This window comes from Leeuwenhoekiella polynyae (assembly GCF_004104075.1).
Taxonomy (GTDB): Bacteria; Bacteroidota; Bacteroidia; order Flavobacteriales; family Flavobacteriaceae; genus Leeuwenhoekiella; species Leeuwenhoekiella polynyae.
The window spans coordinates 1-20,866 of the sequence record NZ_QOVK01000030.1; the positions used below are offsets into that span (position 1 = coordinate 1).

A 20,866-nucleotide genomic window follows, 5' to 3' on the forward strand; every position below is an offset into this window, starting at 1 on the left:
ATCATTAATATTAATACATTCTCAACTTAATATGCTAAAATTTAAAAATATCTTTAATTAACACTTAAGCTTCATTAAATTAACAAAAATTTAAAAAATAACATCTATTTATTTGTTTTGATTCTTTTTTTTAATCATTTTTAGCGTGGCTAATTCAAATAAATATTAAACATGAAAAAACGATTACAAGGATTTCTAATGCTATTCTTAGTATTAGTTGTGCAGTTTTCTTTTGCACAAACCAGAACAATCTCTGGAACGGTAACCGATGATAGTGGTGTTCCACTGCCTGGTGTTAATGTCCTAATTTCCGGAACAACTACCGGAACTCAAACTGACTTTGACGGATTGTATTCTATTGAAGCATCAACAGGTGATGTACTTACTTTTAGTTATGTCGGATTTACACCACAGGATGCAAAAATTGGAGCTTCATCTACGGTGAATATTCAGATGCAAGCTGGAGAATCTCTTGAAGAAGTAGTAGTTACTGCACAAGGTATCAAGAGAGAAAAGAAAGCTCTTGGTTATGCAGTTAGCGAGGTTGCTTCTGAGGATTTAGAGCAAAGACCTGAATCTGATGTCGCAAGGGTTCTTTCCGGTAAAGCTTCCGGGGTTGAGATTACAGCTCAAAATGGCACTTCAGGATCTGCAACTAATGTTGTAATAAGAGGTTACACCTCTATTAATGGTAGCAACCAAGCATTATTTGTGGTGGATGGTGTTCCTTTTAGTAGCGGAACTAATACTAGCGGTAGAGACAATGCCGCTGATTTCCGCGATGGTAATGTCGGTTCAAGTCGATTCTTAGACATCGACCCCAACAACATTGCCAGCATAACCGTTCTTAAAGGACTTGCTGCTGCAACGCTTTATGGAACAGACGGTAGAAATGGTGTTATCTTAATAACCACTAAAGCGAACAGTGGACAAGCAAGTAAGAAGAAAACTGAAATTACATTAAATCAGTCTTTCTTTTTTAATGAAATTGCTTCTCTTCCTGATTATCAACAATCGTATGGAGGCGGTTTCAACCAATCTTTCGGATGGTTCTTTAGTAACTATGGTCCAAATTTCAATCCTAATGGAGTTGATGGCTATCTAAATGATCCTGCAGGAATAGTTGACGCTAATGGGAATGTTCCTCATCCATATTCTACAAACTCTTTTCTAAGTAACTTTCTTCGCGGAGACAATGAATTATTTCAATCATTTCAAGGCGTAGATTATGCTTTTAAACCATATGCGAGTGTTAAAAATTTCTTCAGAACAGGAAGCGTAAGTAACACCTCTTTAAACATTAGGGGAGGTTCTGATGACGGCAATATGTCTTTCAATGTAAACTTTGGTCACACAGACGACGAAGGGTTTACACCTGGGAACAGCCTTACAAGAAATACGCTTTCAGTAGGTGGTCGCGCTAAACTAAGTAATAGATTTACAGTAACCGGTATATTAAACTACTCTAGAAGTAATTTTGTAACCCCACCAGTGGCTGCAAGTGATGGTAATGCCAACTATGGCCTTTCAGTTTTTGGCCAAGTATTCTTTACACCTATTAGTGTTGACTTAATGAATATTCCTTTTGAAATTCCTGAAACAGGAGGAAGTATTTATTATCGTAATGGTAATGATATTGTAAATCCACGATGGATTGTTGCTAATGCTCAGAACGGGCAGCTAACCAACCGTGTATTTGGTAATGCTCAGTTATCTTATGAGTTTAACGATAATGTAAGTGTTTTATATCGCGGAGGTATTGATATTTATAATGAAAGAAACCACTCGTATTCAAACAAAGGCGGTGTAAATAGTGATAGAGATAGATTTGGTTATTATGAAACTTGGGACAACAACTCAACAACGTTTAATCATTATGCTGCAATATCAGGAAACTACGACCTAACTGCAGATCAAAAGCTAAACGTTAGTTTTCTTCTAGGAGGAAGTTCTTTGGGAGAGTATTTTGACCAACAAGGTGTTGCAAGCTCAAGCCAGATAGTATACAATGTTCAAAGACATTTCAACTTTGAAAACCAACTTCCCATTCAGAGTACCACAGAGAGAAATACAATAGGTTTATTCGGTGATTTATCATTTGAATATGATAACTTCTTATACCTTTCTTTATCAGGAAGAAATGACTGGATATCTAACTTAATTACAGAAAACAACAGTCAGTTTTATCCGAGCGTAAGTGCCTCTTTCATTCCTACATCAGCTTTTGAAGGTTTTGGGAATGGTAATAGCATAGGCCTTAATTACCTTAAGTTAAGAGCAGGTCTTGGGTCTTCAGCTGGTTTCCCTTCTAATTACCCAACAGTACCTACTTTACAACAGAGCACCCAGCAAAACGGAGGTGCTATTGGGGGCTCTTCTGGTGTTGTAACAAACACAGTAAGAAACATCTTAGCAAATCCAGATTTAAAGCCAGAACTCATTAGCGAATGGGAGGTTGGATTCGATGCTCGATTCTTAAAAAATCGTTTGGATATTAGCCTATCTTATTACGACCGTACCACTAAAAATTTAATTGTAGGCAGACCGCTCTCTCCTTCATCCGGCTATGAAGAAATCCAAGATAATATTGGGAAAGTTGAGGGTACAGGTTGGGAAGTTGACCTGGGAATTGACATTTTTAAAAGCTCTGAATCAGGTGGTTTCAACTGGAACTCAAGAGTAAATTTCACTACAAACAAACAAATTGTTACAGAGCAAGATAGTGACCAAATAGTATATGCAGGTTTCTCAGATCTTGGTAACGCTGCTATTGAAGGAGAGCAATTAGGTGTTATTATAGGTAGTCGAGTATTAAGAGACGATAATGGCAATTTTGTTGTTGGTAATGACGGCTTTTATTTACCTGAGACACAAATTGCAATTGATGCAGACAACAATGAAGTTCCTGTAGGAACAGATGGATCTCGAGCTATTGCTCCAATCATCGGTAATCCTAACCCAGATTATGTAATGAACTTCATCAACTCTATTTCTTACAAAAACTTAACACTAGGTTTTCAAATAAGTCATGTAAGCGGTGGAGATATTTACTCCCAAACCATTGCTACTTTATTAGGTCGTGGTTTAATAAACCCAGATCGAAGAGAGCCATTCATACTTCCCGGAGTTTTAGCTGACGGAACACCAAACAGAAAACAATTAGATAACTCTTCATTCTATTTTGATAATGTTCTTTTTGGACCAAGTGAATTACAAATTTATGACGCATCAGTTATACGTTTAAAAGAACTTTCTCTTGGCTATAATATGCCAAAGAAATGGTTAGAAAGCACTCCATTCGGAAATCTCTCTATTACAGCTGCAGGGTATAATCTATGGTATGATGCTTATAACACCCCAAAACGTGCAAACTTTGATCCTAACGTAGCTGGTATTGGAGTTGGTAATGGACGAGGGTTTGATTACTTAAACGGACCTAGTTCTATAAGATATGGTTTAAGTGTTAAAGCTACATTCTAAGAAAACGTAGAGGCAAATATTTTAACTAAAGCATCTACTCAAAAATTTTAAATATGAAAAAAACATATAATATTTTAGTTATAGTTTTTCTTTTAGGCTTAACCGTCTTTCAGAGCTGTGAAACAGTTGAACTCGAAAAACTAGAAGACCCAAACTATTTAAGTCCAGATCAAGCAGACCCTTCATTATTATTTAATAATGTACAACTCAGCTATAAAAATGCTGTTACCTCTTTCAACAATATCGGAGCTCAGCTTTCGAGAATAGATCAAATGAGTGGTCGAGTATATGTAACAAATTATACTGGTGGATCATTAAACGGAGCCTGGAATAATTTATTCAGCACCATGAATCCAGACATAAGCTTAATTGAAAGCTTAAATGAAGATGGGTCTCAAAATTATTTAATAGGAGCATCAAAAGCTATGCAAGCGCATTTAATGATGCTTTTAGTGGACTATCTTGGAGATATCACTTGGAGCGAAGCTAATATGCCTAAAGATTTTCCCAATCCAGCTATTGATGATGATGAAGCTGTTTATCAAGCAGCGCTAGCTCTTTTAAATGACGCGACCTCACTTATGCAAGGCGCAAGTTTAGGCACAGCTACAGATCTTTATTACGAGGGAGACTCTTCGAAATGGATTAAGTATATCAACACGTTAAAAATGCGTGCAGCGTTAACGACTGGAGATTACACTGGAGTCATAAATGCCACTAATGTTATTGAAACTGAAGAGGATAATTTTGCATTCGCATACGGAACAAATCTTCAACAGCCAGACACCAGACACCCGGATTATGCAAGTGATTACACTGATAGCGGTGCTAATCTTTACAGGTCAAATTGGTTGATGAACTTAATGATTGGAGAACTAGGGGATATAAGTGGAGATGACGATCCTCGAAGAAGATATTACTTCTATAGACAAGCAGGTGTTACACCAGGAAGTTTTACCAATATGCTTTATGAACTAAATAATCAATTCTATATATACCCGGATGCTTTGGGCCTTTCAACAGAAGACGCTCAAACATTAGCTTGTTCTGTTCAAGACACACCTAATCACCTTCAATTTACGGAGGAGGAAAATTATTGGTGCTCTATGAGACTTGGGTATTGGGGAAGAATACATGGAAATAACGAAGGAATTCCACCAGATTCATTTGGAAGAACCGCTGTTGGCGTATACCCTGCAGGAGGCCGCTTTGATGACAATCAAGACTGGATCACTCTTATTGACCCTAGCGAAGACCCTCCAGTTATTGAGTTTTACGATGCAGCAGTAGGCTTAAGTCTTGGAGCGGGTGGTGCTGGAATAGAACCTATTATTCTTTCTTCATTTGTAGAATTTTGGAGAGCTGAAGCTTACACGATGCTTCAACGAGATGCAGAAGCCGCAAGTGCAATAGAAGCCGGGGTTACAGAATCAGTTAGCTATGTAACTTCTTTTACAGACACAACAGCTGATCTATCGCTAGAACCTACAGCAGAAGAAATTTCTGATTTCATTGGCGCTACTGTTCAAGAATTTACTGATGCACCACGAACAACAGGGTTAGATGCTCAAGGCTGGCCAATAGAAAAAGCAAAATTGGATATTTTAGGAGAACAATTCTTTATCGCAATGTATGGTGGCGGAGCTGACGGCTTTAACTTTATCAGACGCACAGGGTATCCAAGAACTCTTGCCCGAAACATAGATCCAAACCCAGGCCCTTTCCCTAGAACGTTACTTTACCCTTCTGATGAAGTAAACGCAAATCCTAACTTAAATCAGAGACAGGATAACCTAACTCAGGTATTTTGGGATTCTGGAGTAACTAATCCTGCAAACTAAAAATTTAATGAAGATGAAAAACATATATAAATACATATTAATGCTCGGGCTTGTCTTCAATGCAATCTCATGTGACGAAGATCCTGATAATGCAATTTACACAGTATTAGATTATGAGAAAGGTGCCGCTTTGAGAACTATTGAAGTAATCAATGCCTCATTAAATTCAAGCGACCCCAGCTCTACTTTTGCTGTAACTGTTGAAGAACAGGACGCTCAAGATGGAGGCCTTATGGAAAGTGTAGACATCTACGTTTCTCTGAGAGATCTTTCTCCAGACAACGGAACTACAGATCCAAACAGAAGTCTTGTAAAAACAATTGCAGCCTCAGAATTTTCAGAAGGGCCAGTAGGATTACCTAGAGCGACTTTAACCGTTACATTCGGAGAAGCAGTTGCAGCCATGGGAATCTCTGATAGTGATTACACCGCAGGTGATGTTTTTATAGTAGATCTTGTTCTTAATCTTACAGACGGACGTTCATTAGGCCCTGAGAGTAGTTCCGGAGTGTTAACAGGCGTCTTCTTTAAGGCTCCTTTTCAATACAATGCACTATTAACTTGTTCCCCTGAACCAGGAGATTACACAGTTAGAATGTTTGATTCGTATGGAGACGGCTGGCAAACAGATTGTGGTAACGGAGGATCTGGTATTACTATAGTTCTTGATAATAGCACATTAGAAGTAGGGCTATGCTCTCCTTATAGTGGCTGTGACGGTGCTTTTTTAAATAATAGCACAGGAGGCTGTACACCAAATGATGGATCTTCAGGAGTAGCAACCGTCACTATACCAGATGGAACATTAAGCGCAGAATGGAATTTCCCAGGAGATAATTATGGCGAAATAAGATTTGAAGTTTATGCTCCTAATGGGGATTTAGTTTATGACTCTGGTGACTTTGGCGAACAAGCTTCTGGTTTACTACCAATTACCGTTTGTGCTCAATAGACAATCAAAATTAACCACCACGTAGACTATCAGCCAATAGTCGAATAGAAAGCCTGCAATCTAGATTGCAGGCTTTTTTATTTCTAAACATAGTAGTATACCATAAAAAATTAACCTCATTTAATATAATATATTCAAATTGACATATTAGTCAAACGAACAGCAAAACGAAATCGATATATACAAGCCTATAATTACCAAAAATTATACGCAGAAAAGTCTACAATACAGACATTTATAAATCCCATTTAACGCTATTTTAAGAATACGCAATTGAACACTTAAAAAACTATATAAAATTGAATTATTCCTACTATTTGAAGCTTTAAAGCAAATTATTATCAAGGCTTCGTTGAACTTTTAAGAGAAATAAATTGTTTATTGAATATTATTTACACAAATTCGCGATTGGCTAATTCAAATAAACAATAACATGAAAATTAAATTTACTGGATTGCTAACGCTACTTTTAGCGTTAGTAGTGCAAATCTCGTTTGCACAAACGAAAGAAGTAACCGGTACGGTTACTGATGGAAGCGGAGTTCCCCTTCCTGGCGTTAACATCGTCATTAAAGGAACCACTACAGGAACACAAACTGATTTTGATGGAAACTATGCAATTTCTGCTTCGGCAGGAGAAACTTTGGTTTTCTCGTATGTTGGTTTTGGTGACTCAGAAAAGGAAGTAGGCGTTTCAAACACCATTAATGTAACATTACAAGCAGGTGAAGCACTTGATGAAGTTGTAGTAACAGCATTAGGGATTTCTAGAGAGAAAAAATCTTTAGGTTATGCAACTGAAGAAGTTTCTGGTGATCAAGTAAGCACTGTTACACAAGGAGGTAACATTGCAAATTCCTTATCAGGTAAGGTTTCTGGTCTACAGATTAAGCGTAACAGCAATATTGGTGGTTCTACAAACGTATTATTGCGTGGTACAAACTCATTAACGGGTAACAACCAAGCTTTGTTTGTTGTTGACGGTGTTATTATTGACAACTCAAACACTAATGGGAGTAATCAACAAGAAGCTAGAGGTGGTTTTGACTACGGTAATGCTGCGTCTGACATTAACCCAGATAACATTGCTTCTGTCAACGTACTTAAAGGTGCAGCTGCAACAGCTCTTTATGGTAACCGCGCTTCAAATGGAGCTATCATTATCACCACAAAAAAAGGAGCTAAAAATGAAGGTATAGGTGTTTCTATCAATTCTGGAATTCAGATTGGTCGTGTTAATAAAGAGACTTTCGCAAAATACCAAAGTCAGTACGGTGCTGGATACGGTCCTGGTTTTTTATCAGAAGATGTAGATGGAGATGGTACAACTGATGCTGTTGCTCCTCTTAACGATGATGCATCTTACGGTTCAGCTTTTGACCCTAGTCTTTTAGTATATCAATGGGACGCTTTCTTTGACCCCACTAATCCTAACTTTGGCCAAGCAACCCCTTGGACATTTGCAGGAGACAATGGACCAATTTCATTTTTTGACACAGCTGTTACTTTAACAAACAGTGTAGCTGTTTCTGGAGGTACTGATAAATCTGCTTTCCGCTTAAACTATTCTAAATTTGACGCTACCGGTATTATGCCAAATAGTGAGCAAAATAAGAATACGATCAACTTTAACGGGTCACATGATTTTTCAGATAAGCTTTCTGTTTCTACAAATATTAACTTTATCAACCAAAAAACTTTAGGTCGTAATAGTACGGGTTATAGTGATAACATCATTTCTAACTTCCGCCAGTGGGCTCAAACTAACGTAAACTTTGAAGATCAAAGAAGAGCCTACGAAAGAACAGGTCAAAACTATACTTGGAATTATACTTCTCCAACTGATGACACTCCTATTTACTGGGACAACCCGTATTATATTCGCAACGAAAACTTTCAGAACGATGAGCGTAACCGCGTTTATGGTAATGTTGCTTTAACTTATGATGTAACAGACTGGTTCAACATTGTTGGTCGTGTAACAATGGATTCTTATGATGAGCTTCAAGAAGAACGTACTTCTGTAGGAAGTAATCCTGTCGCAAAATATTCTCGTTTCAACAGAACATTTAGAGAATACAATTATGACTTAATCATGAACTTTGACACTGATATTACAGATGACATTTCCTTCAACGGTATTTTAGGAACAAATATCAGAAGAAATGATATTAAGTCTGTTTACGCAATAACTAATGGTGGCCTTGTAGTTCCTGGTGTTTACTCTCTTGCTAATTCAGAAAATCCTATTGAAGCTCCAATTGAACAAGATGAGCAAATAGGCGTTGACGGGGTTTATGCACAAGCAAGCTTCGGTTTTTACAATAAGTTTTTCTTAGAAGGTACAATCAGACGGGATGCTACATCTACACTTCCTGAAGGCAACAACTCTTTCTATTATCCTTCTGTAACTGGGAGTTATATATTTTCTAACGACATAAATGCTAACTGGCTGAGCTTCGGTAAACTTCGTTTAAACTATGCAGAAGTTGGTACGGGTGCAGAATTTGCTCAATTGAGGGATGTTTTCGCTAAACCTACAAAATTTGGAGATGCAAATATCTTTTCTGTATCAAGCACAAGACGTAATCCTGACTTAAAAGAAGAGCGTTTAACAAGTTACGAAGGAGGTTTAGAATTAGACTTTTTCAAAAGAAGACTCGGCTTAGACCTGTCTGTTTATAAAACAAACACTACTAATCAGGTTTTGCCTTTACGAGTTTCTGGCTCTACAGGTTATACTACGAAAATTGTTAATTCTGGTGAGTTAGAGAACAAAGGGGTTGAAGTTTCTTTAAACGCCACCCCTATTCTATCTGAAAACTTTAGCTGGGATATTAGAGTAAACTTCGCTCGTAACCGCAATAAGTTGCTTTCTTTATTTGAAGGCACAGATAACTTAGTACTTGGTTCTTTTCAAGGTGGTGTTACGCTTAATGGAACTATCGGTCAGCCATACGGTATAATAAAAGGTACAGACTATGCGCTAGACAATAACGGGAATCGTATTATTGATGAAGACGGTTACTATACCACAACCAGCCCTAATACAGTTATTGGTAACGTTAATCCTGACTATACAGGTGGTGTGTTCAACTCTTTTAAATACAAAAACCTCAGTCTTAGCTTCTTAATAGATGTTCAAAAAGGTGGTAGCGTATTTTCTCTTGATCAGTACTATGGTCAGGCAACAGGCTTATATCCAAATACAGCATTTACGAATGACTTAGGAAACCCTGTACGTAATTCTCTTGCAGATGGTGGTGGTGTAATTTTTGACGGTGTAACTGCTGATGGTTCTCCAAACACTACTCGTGTTGATGTTAGTGAATTTGGAGTATTTGGATATCAAACATTTCCTAATTCAGAATTTGTTTATGACGCTTCTTATGTAAAACTTAGAGAAGTAGCATTAAGCTATAATTTACCATCACGCTTTTTAGATAACCTTTTCTTTACTAAAGCAACATTTACATTAACAGGATCTAACCTTTGGATCATTCACAAAAACGTTCCTTATGCTGATCCAGAAGCTGGTTTAAGCTCCGGTAACCTTCAAGGTTATCAAAGTGGTGTGTTACCAACAACCAGAGATTATGGATTTAATGTAAGTCTTCAATTCTAAAAAAAAACAATGATGATAAAAAAGATAATTTTAATAGGTCTTGGGCTTGTGTTTGCACAATGCTCTAGTGACTTAGAAGGTCTTAACGAAAACGGAAAGGCTTTTACCGATGTTCCGGGAGAGATGCTAATGTCTAATGCCCAGAGAGAACTTGCTGATCAATTAGTAAATACAAATGTCAATAACAATGTATTTAGATTGTTCGCGCAACAATGGAGCGAGGCTCAGTATACCGATGAATCTCGTTATAACATTATTACACGATCAATTCCTGAAAGACACTGGAATATAATGTATCGTGATATTCTTAAAGATTTTGATCAAGCCGCTATAAATATCGAGGCAGAAGAAATTCTTAATGTTTCTGCAGGTCAATTTGCTGAAGACACCGCTATTAAAGCAAATAAACTGGCAATTATTCAGATTCAAGAAACGCTTGCTTGGCAAATATTAGTTGACACTTTTGGTGATATTCCTTATACAGAGGCTTTAGATATAGAAAACATTAATCCTTCGTATACAGATGATGAAGCTATCTATACGAGTATCATTGATAATTTAAATTCAGCTTTAGATGCACTAGATCCTACTTATGGTAGCTTTGGTGATCAGGATTTATATTACGGTGGAGATGTAGAAAGTTGGGTTACTCTTGGTAATTCTTTAAAATTACGTCTGGGTATGCATTTAGCAGATGTGAATCCTACTTTAGCAGCTCAATTAGTTTCTGAAGCAGCAGATGATGTGATTCTAACAAATGAACAAAATGCAACCATAACTTATTTTACTACAACACCTAATACCAATCCACTTTGGGTTGATTTAGTACAGAGTAAGAGAAAAGATTTTGTACCTGCTGATACTTTTGTTGATGTTGTAAATGAATTAGAAGATCCACGCCGACCAATTTTCTTGTCAGATCCAGTAAATGGAGAATTTATAGGAGCTCCTTATGGAGACAATATAACTTATAATGATTATTCTCATTTAGGAGCTTTATTTTACACTCCAGATTTAGAAGGTGTGATTTTTGACGCAGTAGAAGGCAACTTTTTATTGGCTGAAGCCGTAGAACGTGGTTTCATAACGGGTGTTGCTGCTGATTATTATAATGATGCCATTACTGCCAGTATGGTTTATTGGGGTGTAAGCGAAGTAGATGCTGCTACATATCTTGCTCAACCATCTGTTGCTTATGCAACAGCAGAGGGCAATTACAAGCAAAAGATAGGTATCCAAAAATGGATAGGTCTGTACAATCGTGGTTTTGAAGCATGGACAGAGTTCCGTCGCCTAGATTACCCACAACTTGAAGCTCCTGAACAATCTCGTTTCGATGCTGTTCCATTACGTTTTACGTATCCTGTAATTGAACAAAACTTAAATAACTCTGGTTACTCAGCTGCTGCTTCTGCAATAGGTGGTGACGAATTAGACACTCCTATTTTCTGGGATGTAAACTAAGTTCTCTAGTTATTATTTGATTTAAAAGCCATCTGTATTACAGATGGCTTTTTTATTTCTGCATCCACCAAAACAAACCTATCTTTGCCGTATGTCAAAAAGCACTCACATTTACGGTACACGGGCGATTATAGAAGCGATAAATGCCGGTAAAGAAATAGGTAAAATATATCTTCAAAAAGGATTGAATAACCCGCTTTCTAAAGAGTTGGAAGGTTTAATCCGCGAACACGGAATTTCAGTTTCTTACGTTCCTCAGGAAAAATTATATAAATTATCAGATCAGAACCATCAGGGAGCGATTGCTACAATCTCCCCTATTCGCTTTGCTGAATTTGAAGCTACTGCTGAAGCTATTTTGGCAGCAGATAAGCCGGCACTGTTTTTATTATTAGACCAACTGACCGATGTTCGAAATTTTGGCGCAATTATCCGTACAGCAGTTTGCACAGGTGTTGATGCTATAATCGTACCCAAATCTGGGGGAGCACCAGTAACTGACGATACGGTTAAGACTTCAGCCGGAGCTATTTTCAATATCCCCATTTGTAAAGTAGATCATATTAAAGATGCACTTTTTTACTTACAGGGATCAGGAGTTCAGGTTGTGGCTGCAACAGAAAAAACTGAAAGCTCAGTTTACGATTTAGACTACACGACTCCCACTGCTTTAGTTATGGGTAGCGAAGGAAAAGGTGTAACTGCAGGAGTTTTAAAACTCGTAGATCAAAAAGCAAAATTACCAATGGTCGGAACAATCAGCTCACTTAATGTTTCAGTTGCTTGCGGTGCTTTTTTATATGAAATTGTAAGACAACGAAGCTAAACAATTGAATCGTCTTCCGAATCTTCATCAGATTCTTCTGGCGGATCTATAAAATTTCCGTGTTCGTCAAATTGTCGCAAAAAAGGATCATTTTCAGGATTATAAGCTTCGGTTTCCCAATGATATTTAACGGGTTTTGGTATTTTATTTTTAATCACAAAAGCCAGTAAAAGTCCACCCAGAAAACCAGACAAATGTCCTTCCCAGCTCATACCTTCCTGAATAGGCATCGTTCCCCAAATAAGACTTCCGTAGAGAAAAACAACAATTAGCGAGAAGGCCGTAAGCCTATAATGTTTAGACCAGATTCCTTTAAAAAATAAAAAGGAAGCCAAACCATAAATTACACCGCTTGCTCCTATGTGATAAGCCTGTCTGCCAAATAACCACGTTCCCAAACCTGAAATAAGTATCAAAATAAGTAATACGCGCCAAGCCACAGGTCTGTAGAAGTAAAAAAGGCCACCCATTAGAACTAAAGTAGGAACGCTGTTATGCCACAAATGACTCAAACCAGAGTGAATAAATGGTGAAAAAATAATACCCCGTAGGCCAGAAAGCGTTCTGGGCAAAACACCAAAATCTGTAAAATTGTATCCAAAACGAAGTTCAAACCAAAAGACCAGCCACATGAACAGCACAATTAATACGGGATACAAAACCACACCTGTACTAAATTGAAAACCTGTTTTTTGATCGTTCACACACATAATGATTTCTAATATGCAATTGTTTAACCAAAAATCGAAAACAGGAAATACTGGCAGTAATTTGCGCCATTAACTACCAGTTATTAATAATGCCGAAACATTTCTCAATTTTAAGTTGAGTTTTTGAGTTAATCACCGCTAAATAAATAATTTTGAAGAATGAATGCACCACTAGCAGAACGTTTACGTCCTAAAACTCTAGACGACTATCTAAGTCAAGAACATCTTGTGGGTGATAAAGGCTCACTCACTTCTTCAATAAAATCAGGTATTATTCCTTCATTGATCTTATGGGGCCCTCCGGGAGTTGGTAAAACTACTCTAGCTTCTATTATAGCCGAAGAATCAAAGCGTCCTTTTTATATTTTAAGCGCTATAAACAGTGGTGTTAAAGATGTGCGTGAAGTTATTGATAAAGCAAAAAATGCCGGTGGATTATTCACTCAGAAAAACCCATTACTATTTATAGACGAGATCCACCGCTTTAGCAAATCGCAACAAGATTCGCTACTTGCAGCGGTAGAAAAAGGCTGGGTGACGTTAATAGGTGCAACTACCGAAAACCCCAGTTTTGAAGTAATTCCTGCTCTCTTGTCGCGTTGTCAGGTTTATGTGCTCAATCCGTTTTCTGCAGATGACCTGAGAGCGCTTTTAAAACGTGCAATGACTCAAGATGCAATTCTTGCTAAAAAAGAAATAATACTCGAGGAGACTGAAGCGCTGCTGCGCATAAGTGGCGGTGACGCACGTAAACTGCTTAATATTTTTGAATTGCTTGTTACTACCACAAATTCTGAAAAAGTAGTTATTACCAACGAAATGGTTCAGCAAAAGGTGCAACAAAACACGGTGATGTATGACAAAACCGGCGAGCAACACTATGATATTATTTCAGCATTTATAAAATCAATTAGAGGTAGCGATCCCAATGCAGCGGTTTACTATCTAGCCCGAATGATTGAAGGCGGAGAAGATCTCAAATTTATCGCAAGACGCTTGATCATTCTCGCTTCAGAAGATATTGGCAATGCCAACCCAACCGCTTTAATTATGGCTACAAATGCTTTTACCGCAGTAACAACTATAGGCTACCCAGAATCTAGAATTATATTGAGTCAATGCGTGACCTATTTAGCAACCTCAGCAAAAAGCAACGCTTCGTATATGGCGATTAACAAAGCTCAGCAATTGGTAAAACAAACCGGAGATCTACCTGTGCCGCTTGCTTTACGTAACGCCCCTACAAAGTTGATGAAAGAATTGGGATATGGAGATGAGTATAAATACTCTCACGATGGTACGGGAAATTTTATTTACCAGGAATTTCTACCCGAGGAGATTAAAAATCAAAAGCTCTATGAACCGGGAAACAATACACGAGAAGACGGCATTCGCAAGTTTCTTAAAAATCGCTGGGGAGATAAATACAACTACTAAGTCTTAGATTGATTCTTTTAACTCCAGTAAACTACCTCGAAGCAAGCTCAAGAGGCACTCATTATAAAAAAATCCTCAATTTCATGACAAACCTCGGGATAATAGACCCTTTAGCGGTGCCAATAAAAAACTCCACCCTAAGTTTAGGATGGAGTTTTTTATTGGTAAATATTCTTATTTACTTTTTAGTGAAAATCATTTTCACCAATCCGGAAACTCCTTTTATTTCACGTTCTACAGTAAACTCTGTACCATTATAATAACCAACTCCCGTGAATTCTGAAGTGCTTACTAAATAAGAGCCTGCTGAAGTTTTTACAGCGGTCCCTATTTTAGAACTCCCTTCGTAAACATCAAATCCAGAAGTTGTGGCTTTCATACTAAATGAACCATCTTCACTAGTTAAAACAGTTGAAATATCTTCTTCTATTACAGATTCATTTGTACTGGGAGCAGTAGTAGTTTCTGCATCAATCGCTGTGCTCACTTCTTCTTTTATTTCTTTACCTGTATTCTTAACAACGGCAGTCACAGCAACGACCTTAGACTCCTGCTTTTTTCTTATTTCCGGCACCAATTCTGCGGCCTCATCTTCATCTTCTTCAATGAGCTCAGCACGGTCTACTATCTCATCAGAATATGTATAACCATATTCTTCTTCAAGCTCTTCAAACGCATCTCTAAATGCATCCTGATGACCTGCCTTAAACTCCTTTATTTTACTTTTCCCTTCCGGTAAAACAAAGACTTCTTTACCTCTGCAATTCACTAAAGAAATCAAGGCTTTAATACTTAAAAACCCACTAACGGTAGCTCTAGCGTATAATGTATTACAACCATTCTCATTTAAATCTGCAGGCAACTCTTCGTTTTCCATATATGCATCAAAACCATATTTTATAAATAGAAAACGGGTTAGTGCATTTACATCATATTCACCAGCTTCATCTTGAAACTCAAATTTCTGAGGAACAACGATGTATTTATAATCTCCTAATTCTTGAGCCGAAAGGCTTACAACTCCTAATAGTAATGCCACGGCTAGTATTAAATTCTTTTTCATCATGTTTTATAATCTATTAGTCTAACGAACTAAATCTTGTTTTGTTATCGTTCTCAATTTACAAAAATAAGCGAACAGACTTGATATCATCTACTGCAATTTCATCAACGTGTAAATCTGCTTTGTGATAATTAAAACAGATTGTCTGCATTCCAATATTTTGTGCCCCTACAATATCTGCCTCATAAGTATCACCCACCATTATACTTTCAGTCACAGTTGCAGCTGCAGCATTTAAAGCATGGTGAAAAATTTTAGAGTCTGGTTTCTTAACACCAGCAGCTTCGCTACTAGTCATCGTCTTAAAGAAGTGGCCTATTTTTGAATTCTGAAGCTTTAAGGTTTGAACCTCCTCAAAACCATTGGTTATAATATGCAAATGATACTTCTCGTTGAGTTCTTCAAGTAGCTCCATAGCACCATCAAAAAGATGGTTATGTTTTGGCAGATAGTCTATATAATCTACAGAAAGTCTATCTATCAGAAAATCATCAATATTTATCTGTAAAGCATCAAAAGACTTCTTTAACCTCCCATAACGTAATTGTTCTTTGGTTACGCGAGCTTCTCTATAATATTTCCAATATTCAAAATTAATAGGAACGTAAACCTTCAAAAAATCTTCAACACTCACACTGATGTTGTTCTTCTTAAATATATCCTGAAACGCCAATTCTGAATTGCGATCAAAATCCCAAAGGGTATGATCCAGATCAAAAAAAACGTGCTTAATACCTTTAAATTTAGTCATTGACTAATTCTCTAAAAAATTGTTTCCACTGGCCTTCATCCTGACCTTTACCAGTGACTGATTTATTTTTAAAACTGAACACAAAATTACCTTTTACCCGCTCAACTTCTTCTTTCATTTTAAAGAAAATATCTAGTTCATGATTCAATTCTTTAACATCTACTCTTCGGGATTCAAAAGCACTTGCTTGTGCACAAATAGGATGAACAACTAATGGAGTTATACTCTCATAATCAAGATCATAAAAGTTAAAAGGTGTGCAAGTACCGGCTCTAAAACCCAAAACATCAGGGTAACCCATTGAATAATCATTCTTGGCTTCCTGCTGAATCATCTCACGGTAATGCATAGGCAAACTCCCCATATGCGCACTGCAACGTACAGCATTGAGTTCTTTATTAGTAATACCTTCGATTCGTTTCTTTTCTAGCTTCATTTGTTTTTTACCAGACAAAGCTTCTTTAGAAAGTAACAAGCCAATCTCACTGTAATCGCCCACCATTTTTATGAGCTCTCTGAAAGTTTTTTTATTGTATCTGATGTTCTTGGTATAGGTAGAATAGTTACCTACCATAAAGAAGAAGACAAACTTAAATTTGGCATTTTTCTGAACATTTATCAACCAACTAAAGGTATCGTACGGATCTTTTCGCAGACCAATATTTACCCTAAAGCGTAACCAAATACGTTGAAACTGAAAATGTACCAAGTCACTTAAAAAACTGGTTAACCAGCGCATTATTCCTATGCCATACATTTCATAAGCTTGCTCAACATCAACCAATGCCTGAAAAGAAAATTTCCGCTTCGCAAAATCATAATCAGGATATTTTTCCTCTAGAACTTCTTTAAAATAACAAGCCCAGATATCAATAACAGGCTGTGTTAAAAACTCGTTCTGAAACCCTAAACTTTCTCCTGCAGGAAACCTCCCTTGCTCGTCTTTTACGTGTGGTAAAAACTCCTCATACCTACTTAAAAGAACAAAAGCTGCTGCAAAAATATCATAAGGTAAGAAACTCTTAGTACCAGTAACAAAGAAGCATTTTGTATCACGCCACTCTTGCACTTTGACTTCCATATCTGTTATTCCCTGCTCAAAGAGCACCTCTTGACTTTTTATATATAATTCTTTACCAAGCGGCTTATTAGTATAAGAAAGCTTAAGACTGTCATGCACGATAAACTCATCTACCGCAGTCGTAAACTTGACAGGAATCCCTAAAATATTTGTACAAATATGCTTAAACGTATAACGTAAGCGCGGGGTTACTTTATGAGTATAAATTAGGAGCATCTACAAATTCTTAATGGCAAGTTCTGCAATTTTCCAGTAAAGTCGAAAGAATTACAGTTAATTAGATTGAAGCAAGATTCTAAGGATTTAAAGCCCAAAGATTTTATTCTTACTCCAAGCACTGAAGATTTTAAAGCAAACCTTCATCGGCAAAGCTAAAATACGCATTTTCGGTAATGATTAGATGGTCTAGCACTTTTATATCAAGACTTGCTGCTGCGGTTTTGAGTTTTACCGTGATATCTTTATCAGCCTGACTGGGACGTAAACTACCAGAAGGGTGATTATGTGCTAAAATTATAGATACCGCACCCGTCTCAAGAGCTTTGCGCAATACCAATCTCACATCAACTAAGGTGCCGGTCATTCCGCCTTTGCTAAGCTGGTGCATCGTCATCACTTTATTAGAGTTGTTAAGATATAAAATCCAAAATTCTTCGTGACCGAGTTCCCCCAGTATTGGGTTCAAAAGCTCATACACTGCATTACTGCCAGTGATTTTCTTAACGTCTTCGGTTCTCTCTGCTCGACGTCTGCGACCCAGTTCCATCGCTGCAGCAATCGTTATGGCTTTTGCTTCACCTACACCTTTAAATTCCATTAACTGAGATATACTCAACTTCCCTAAAGCCGTCAAGTTGTGTTCTGCGGAAGCTAAAATGCGTTTACTTAAACTCACCGCACTTTCATTGCGACTTCCTGAACCTATCAAAATCGCAATGAGCTCTGCATCGGTTAAAGTGTCTTTACCTTTTTGTAGTAATTTTTCTCTGGGTCGGTCATCTAAAGACCAATTTTTAATTGAAAAATGTTCGGTTTTATGCTCCATAAATATGAGTTGGGTTTAAGATCTCATCAAAAGACCTTAATGATTGTATTTAATTAAACAGCTGTAAAGTAGCGTATTGAATTCTAAAGTTAAAAAAATGTACCTTTAAATCACATCTTTAAACTTTTAAAAAACATGAAAAGTCTTTTTGAATCAGACACTTACAACGCTATTCTAGAACGACTGGCTAATCTTTCTCCTGAAAGTACTGCCCAATGGGGAAAAATGAATGTAGGGCAAATGCTCAATCATTGTCAAAAACCTTTGGAAATTGCTATTTATAATAAGGATTTTGGACTCAAATCTAATTTCCTAATTCGTTCTTTTTTCAAAAAGCCTATGTATGATGATAGTACATTCCGAAAAAATATGCCAACCCCAAAAAGATTTAAAGTATCTGAATTTAAAGATTTTTCTACTGAAAAAGAACGTTTAAAATCGCTTATCGAGTCATTCTACAGCCTGAAAAATAAAAAAGATTGGACACCGCATCCGGTTTTTGGAAACTTCACTCCAGAGCAATGGGGTAAAATGCAATACAAACATCTGGATCATCACTTTAGACAATTCGGAGTATGAGTTTATATCCACCTCAACACCATCAGGAATCTCAGTTTAAAAACGTTATCAAAACGATTGAAACATTTCCTCTGGCTCAGTTGATTTCAGTTTATGAAAACAAACCTATAATTACACATTTGCCATTAAGATATTCCAGAAATGAAAAGTTCGGGATGCTCAGCGGACATATAGATAACAACAATCCCCAACTCAAAAATTTAAAACAGGGAGTTACGTCTACAATTGTTTTTAATGGCCCTGACACCTATATTTCACCCAGTATTTATAACACCAAACAGCTACCTACCTGGAATTATATCAAAGTACATTTAGAAGGAAAAGTAAACCGTATTTTAAGCAATGATGAACTTAAAATGGAAATGATAGAACTCACCAAATTTCTTGAGGGCTCTGATCAAAAATATATTCTAGAAAAAGAAGACCCACGGATGGAAGCCTTTGTAAATTATGTTACCGGTTTTGAACTAGAAATAACAGCCTGGGAAGGTAAATTTAAATTATCGCAAGACAAAAATAAAAAAGATCAAACCGCTGCTAAACAAGCGCTTACAACAAATTATACAGACGTCATTCCTATATATCTAGATTCGGTCTATACGAACCACATAAAAAAGGGCTAGAGCATATTTTGCACACTATCAAAATCTAACCCACCATAATTACCACTACTCATAAGCAACAACACAGAATTTTTGAATTCCTGCTCGTTTAGATAATTTTTAAAATCAGCGGAATCTGTAAAAACAATAAGATCCTCACGCTCAAAAGCTGCTGCTATTTGCTCTTTACTGATCGCATCGAGTTTTTTTACCGCAACTGCTTCCGGTGAATAAAAAACCACCGCTTCTTCAGCAGCGTCTAAAGCTCCTTTATATCCTTTTATAAATTCGGCGTTAAGGCTACTGTAGGTATGTAATTCTAAGCAAGCAATAAGTTTACGATCTGGAAATTGATTCTTAACTGCTTGGGTAGTTGCCTCTACTTTACTAGGTGAGTGTGCAAAATCTTTGAAGGCAATATTATCAGCGGTCTCCCCTATTTTTTCCAGACGTTTTGCCGCCCCTTCAAAACTGGCGATTGCCTCGTAGAAATCATCTTCATCAACACCCATATGCTGACAAATCCATTTTGCGCCGGCAAGATTACTCAGGTTATGCTTTCCGAAAACAGATATTGGCATGGGGCCCTCTGGAGTTTCTAACAGCGTTTCTCCATTCTCAATCGTATATTCTGGTGTGGTGTAAGGATGCTTTCTGGTGGGAGCTGTAGCAGCTTCAGCAATGCGTTTGACCTCAGCATCTTCTTCATTATAAACTAAAATTCCGCCTCGCGAAATAGAGTCTGCAAAGATCTCAAACTGCTCAACATAATTCTCGTAAGTTGGAAACACATTCACATGATCCCAGGCAATGCCACTTATCAAAGCAATGTTAGGTTTATATAAATGGAATTTGGGCCTGCGGTCTATTGGTGAAGAGAGATACTCATCACCTTCAAGTAATATAAAATCATTCTCTTCAGTTAAATGAACCATTGTCTCAAAACCCGGTAACTGGGCACCAATCATAAAATCAACTTCGCGATCGTGGTAATGCAACACGTGCAAAATCATCGATGTAATTGTGGTCTTACCGTGAGAACCGCCAATTACAACTCGGGTTTTTTCTTTAGACTGCTCGTATAAAAACTCCGGATAACTGTAGATTTTGAGTCCGAGTTCTTGGGCTTTCAGCAATTCTGAATTGTCAGGCTTTGCGTGCATTCCTAGAATAACAGCATCCAAATTCTTTTCAATTTTATCAGGAAACCAACCTAATTCTTTCGGCAACAAATCATAGTTTGCTAGACGAGATTTAGAAGGTTCAAAAATGGCGTCATCACTTCCACTTACCTGATATCCTTTGTGATGTAATGCTAAAGCCAGATTGTGCATAGCGCTACCGCCAATTGCTATAAAATGTACACGCATAGTCTGTAATTGCTGTTAAAATAGAAAACGCAAGTTAAGA

Annotated in this window: 15 protein-coding genes; 9 read left to right on the forward strand and 6 right to left on the reverse strand. The window is 37.2% G+C overall.

The genetic code is table 11. The annotated features are described in order from the left end of the window. Positions 1-171 precede the first annotated feature (171 nt). The 6 genes from DSM02_RS18925 to rlmB all read left to right on the forward strand — a co-directional run bounded on the left by DSM02_RS18925 (position 172) and on the right by rlmB (position 12,188). Positions 172-3,480, forward strand: a complete 3,309-nt coding sequence (locus DSM02_RS18925) for a SusC/RagA family TonB-linked outer membrane protein (protein WP_164918343.1) — start codon at positions 172-174, stop codon at positions 3,478-3,480. Positions 3,481-3,533: 53 nt separating this feature from the next. After that, positions 3,534-5,321, forward strand: a complete 1,788-nt coding sequence (locus tag DSM02_RS18930) for a SusD/RagB family nutrient-binding outer membrane lipoprotein (RefSeq protein ID WP_128767056.1) — start codon at positions 3,534-3,536, stop codon at positions 5,319-5,321. A 13-nt stretch (positions 5,322-5,334) separates the two neighbouring features. Next, on the forward strand, positions 5,335-6,273 hold the full coding sequence (locus DSM02_RS18935) for a hypothetical protein (protein WP_128767057.1): 939 nt from the start codon (positions 5,335-5,337) through the stop codon (positions 6,271-6,273). 433 nt (positions 6,274-6,706) lie between these two features. Next, positions 6,707-9,898 (forward strand): SusC/RagA family TonB-linked outer membrane protein, encoded by a 3,192-nt coding sequence (locus DSM02_RS18940; RefSeq protein ID WP_128767058.1) that lies wholly within the window; start codon positions 6,707-6,709, stop codon positions 9,896-9,898. A gap of 9 nt (positions 9,899-9,907) precedes the next feature. Further along, complete coding sequence (locus DSM02_RS18945) at positions 9,908-11,362, forward strand: SusD/RagB family nutrient-binding outer membrane lipoprotein (protein ID WP_128767059.1); 1,455 nt, start codon at positions 9,908-9,910, stop codon at positions 11,360-11,362. A 91-nt stretch (positions 11,363-11,453) separates the two neighbouring features. Then, positions 11,454-12,188, forward strand: a complete 735-nt coding sequence (rlmB, locus tag DSM02_RS18950; protein ID WP_128762287.1) for a 23S rRNA (guanosine(2251)-2'-O)-methyltransferase RlmB — start codon at positions 11,454-11,456, stop codon at positions 12,186-12,188. Here rlmB and DSM02_RS18955 read toward each other — a convergent pair. Continuing rightward, positions 12,185-12,898, reverse strand: a complete 714-nt coding sequence (locus tag DSM02_RS18955) for a rhomboid family intramembrane serine protease (RefSeq protein WP_128767060.1) — start codon at positions 12,896-12,898, stop codon at positions 12,185-12,187. The two genes, rlmB and DSM02_RS18955, sit on opposite strands and share 4 nt — an antisense overlap. A 159-nt stretch (positions 12,899-13,057) precedes the next feature. Between DSM02_RS18955 and DSM02_RS18960 the strand changes: the two genes are divergently transcribed. After that, on the forward strand, positions 13,058-14,335 hold the full coding sequence (locus tag DSM02_RS18960; RefSeq protein ID WP_128767061.1) for a replication-associated recombination protein A: 1,278 nt from the start codon (positions 13,058-13,060) through the stop codon (positions 14,333-14,335). Between the two features lie 178 nt (positions 14,336-14,513). On the opposite strand, the gene DSM02_RS18965 is transcribed toward DSM02_RS18960, so the two are convergent. The 4 genes from DSM02_RS18965 to radC form a co-directional block, all read right to left on the reverse strand. Next, positions 14,514-15,401, reverse strand: a complete 888-nt coding sequence (locus DSM02_RS18965; RefSeq protein ID WP_128767062.1) for a hypothetical protein — start codon at positions 15,399-15,401, stop codon at positions 14,514-14,516. 55 nt (positions 15,402-15,456) lie between these two features. Next, complete coding sequence (locus DSM02_RS18970) at positions 15,457-16,149, reverse strand: YjjG family noncanonical pyrimidine nucleotidase (RefSeq protein WP_128767063.1); 693 nt, start codon at positions 16,147-16,149, stop codon at positions 15,457-15,459. Beyond that, on the reverse strand, positions 16,142-17,446 hold the full coding sequence (locus tag DSM02_RS18975; RefSeq protein ID WP_128767064.1) for a polysaccharide deacetylase family protein: 1,305 nt from the start codon (positions 17,444-17,446) through the stop codon (positions 16,142-16,144). The genes DSM02_RS18970 and DSM02_RS18975 overlap by 8 nt, the downstream gene beginning before the upstream one ends. Positions 17,447-17,576: 130 nt before the next feature. After that, entirely contained in the window at positions 17,577-18,275 is a 699-nt protein-coding gene (radC, locus tag DSM02_RS18980; protein WP_128767065.1) for a RadC family protein, read from the reverse strand. A 135-nt stretch (positions 18,276-18,410) separates the two neighbouring features. On the opposite strand from radC, the gene DSM02_RS18985 reads away from it, so the two are divergent. Then, positions 18,411-18,854 (forward strand): DUF1569 domain-containing protein, encoded by a 444-nt coding sequence (locus DSM02_RS18985; protein WP_128767066.1) that lies wholly within the window; start codon positions 18,411-18,413, stop codon positions 18,852-18,854. Beyond that, entirely contained in the window at positions 18,851-19,477 is a 627-nt protein-coding gene (locus DSM02_RS18990) for an FMN-binding negative transcriptional regulator (protein WP_128767067.1), read from the forward strand. The genes DSM02_RS18985 and DSM02_RS18990 overlap by 4 nt, the downstream gene beginning before the upstream one ends. Here DSM02_RS18990 and DSM02_RS18995 read toward each other — a convergent pair. After that, the gene (locus DSM02_RS18995) at positions 19,474-20,826 is read right to left on the reverse strand and encodes a UDP-N-acetylmuramate--L-alanine ligase (protein WP_128767068.1); all 1,353 of its coding nucleotides are present in this window, start codon (positions 20,824-20,826) and stop codon (positions 19,474-19,476) included. The two genes, DSM02_RS18990 and DSM02_RS18995, sit on opposite strands and share 4 nt — an antisense overlap. Positions 20,827-20,866: the final 40 nt, after the last annotated feature.

Excerpts from the sequence above, each read along its gene's own strand:
- DSM02_RS18925 (WP_164918343.1), top strand. The coding sequence starts at position 172 with ATGAAAAAACGATTACAAGGATTTCTAATGCTATTCTTAGTATTAGTT.
- DSM02_RS18930 (WP_128767056.1), top strand. The coding sequence starts at position 3,534 with ATGAAAAAAACATATAATATTTTAGTTATAGTTTTTCTTTTAGGCTTA.
- DSM02_RS18935 (WP_128767057.1), top strand. The coding sequence starts at position 5,335 with ATGAAAAACATATATAAATACATATTAATGCTCGGGCTTGTCTTCAAT.
- DSM02_RS18940 (WP_128767058.1), top strand. The coding sequence starts at position 6,707 with ATGAAAATTAAATTTACTGGATTGCTAACGCTACTTTTAGCGTTAGTA.
- DSM02_RS18945 (WP_128767059.1), top strand. The coding sequence starts at position 9,908 with ATGATGATAAAAAAGATAATTTTAATAGGTCTTGGGCTTGTGTTTGCA.
- rlmB (WP_128762287.1), top strand. The coding sequence starts at position 11,454 with ATGTCAAAAAGCACTCACATTTACGGTACACGGGCGATTATAGAAGCG.
- DSM02_RS18955 (WP_128767060.1), bottom strand. The coding sequence starts at position 12,898 with ATGTGTGTGAACGATCAAAAAACAGGTTTTCAATTTAGTACAGGTGTG.
- DSM02_RS18960 (WP_128767061.1), top strand. The coding sequence starts at position 13,058 with ATGAATGCACCACTAGCAGAACGTTTACGTCCTAAAACTCTAGACGAC.
- DSM02_RS18965 (WP_128767062.1), bottom strand. The coding sequence starts at position 15,401 with ATGATGAAAAAGAATTTAATACTAGCCGTGGCATTACTATTAGGAGTT.
- DSM02_RS18970 (WP_128767063.1), bottom strand. The coding sequence starts at position 16,149 with ATGACTAAATTTAAAGGTATTAAGCACGTTTTTTTTGATCTGGATCAT.
- DSM02_RS18975 (WP_128767064.1), bottom strand. The coding sequence starts at position 17,446 with ATGCTCCTAATTTATACTCATAAAGTAACCCCGCGCTTACGTTATACG.
- radC (WP_128767065.1), bottom strand. The coding sequence starts at position 18,275 with ATGGAGCATAAAACCGAACATTTTTCAATTAAAAATTGGTCTTTAGAT.
- DSM02_RS18985 (WP_128767066.1), top strand. The coding sequence starts at position 18,411 with ATGAAAAGTCTTTTTGAATCAGACACTTACAACGCTATTCTAGAACGA.
- DSM02_RS18990 (WP_128767067.1), top strand. The coding sequence starts at position 18,851 with ATGAGTTTATATCCACCTCAACACCATCAGGAATCTCAGTTTAAAAAC.
- DSM02_RS18995 (WP_128767068.1), bottom strand. The coding sequence starts at position 20,826 with ATGCGTGTACATTTTATAGCAATTGGCGGTAGCGCTATGCACAATCTG.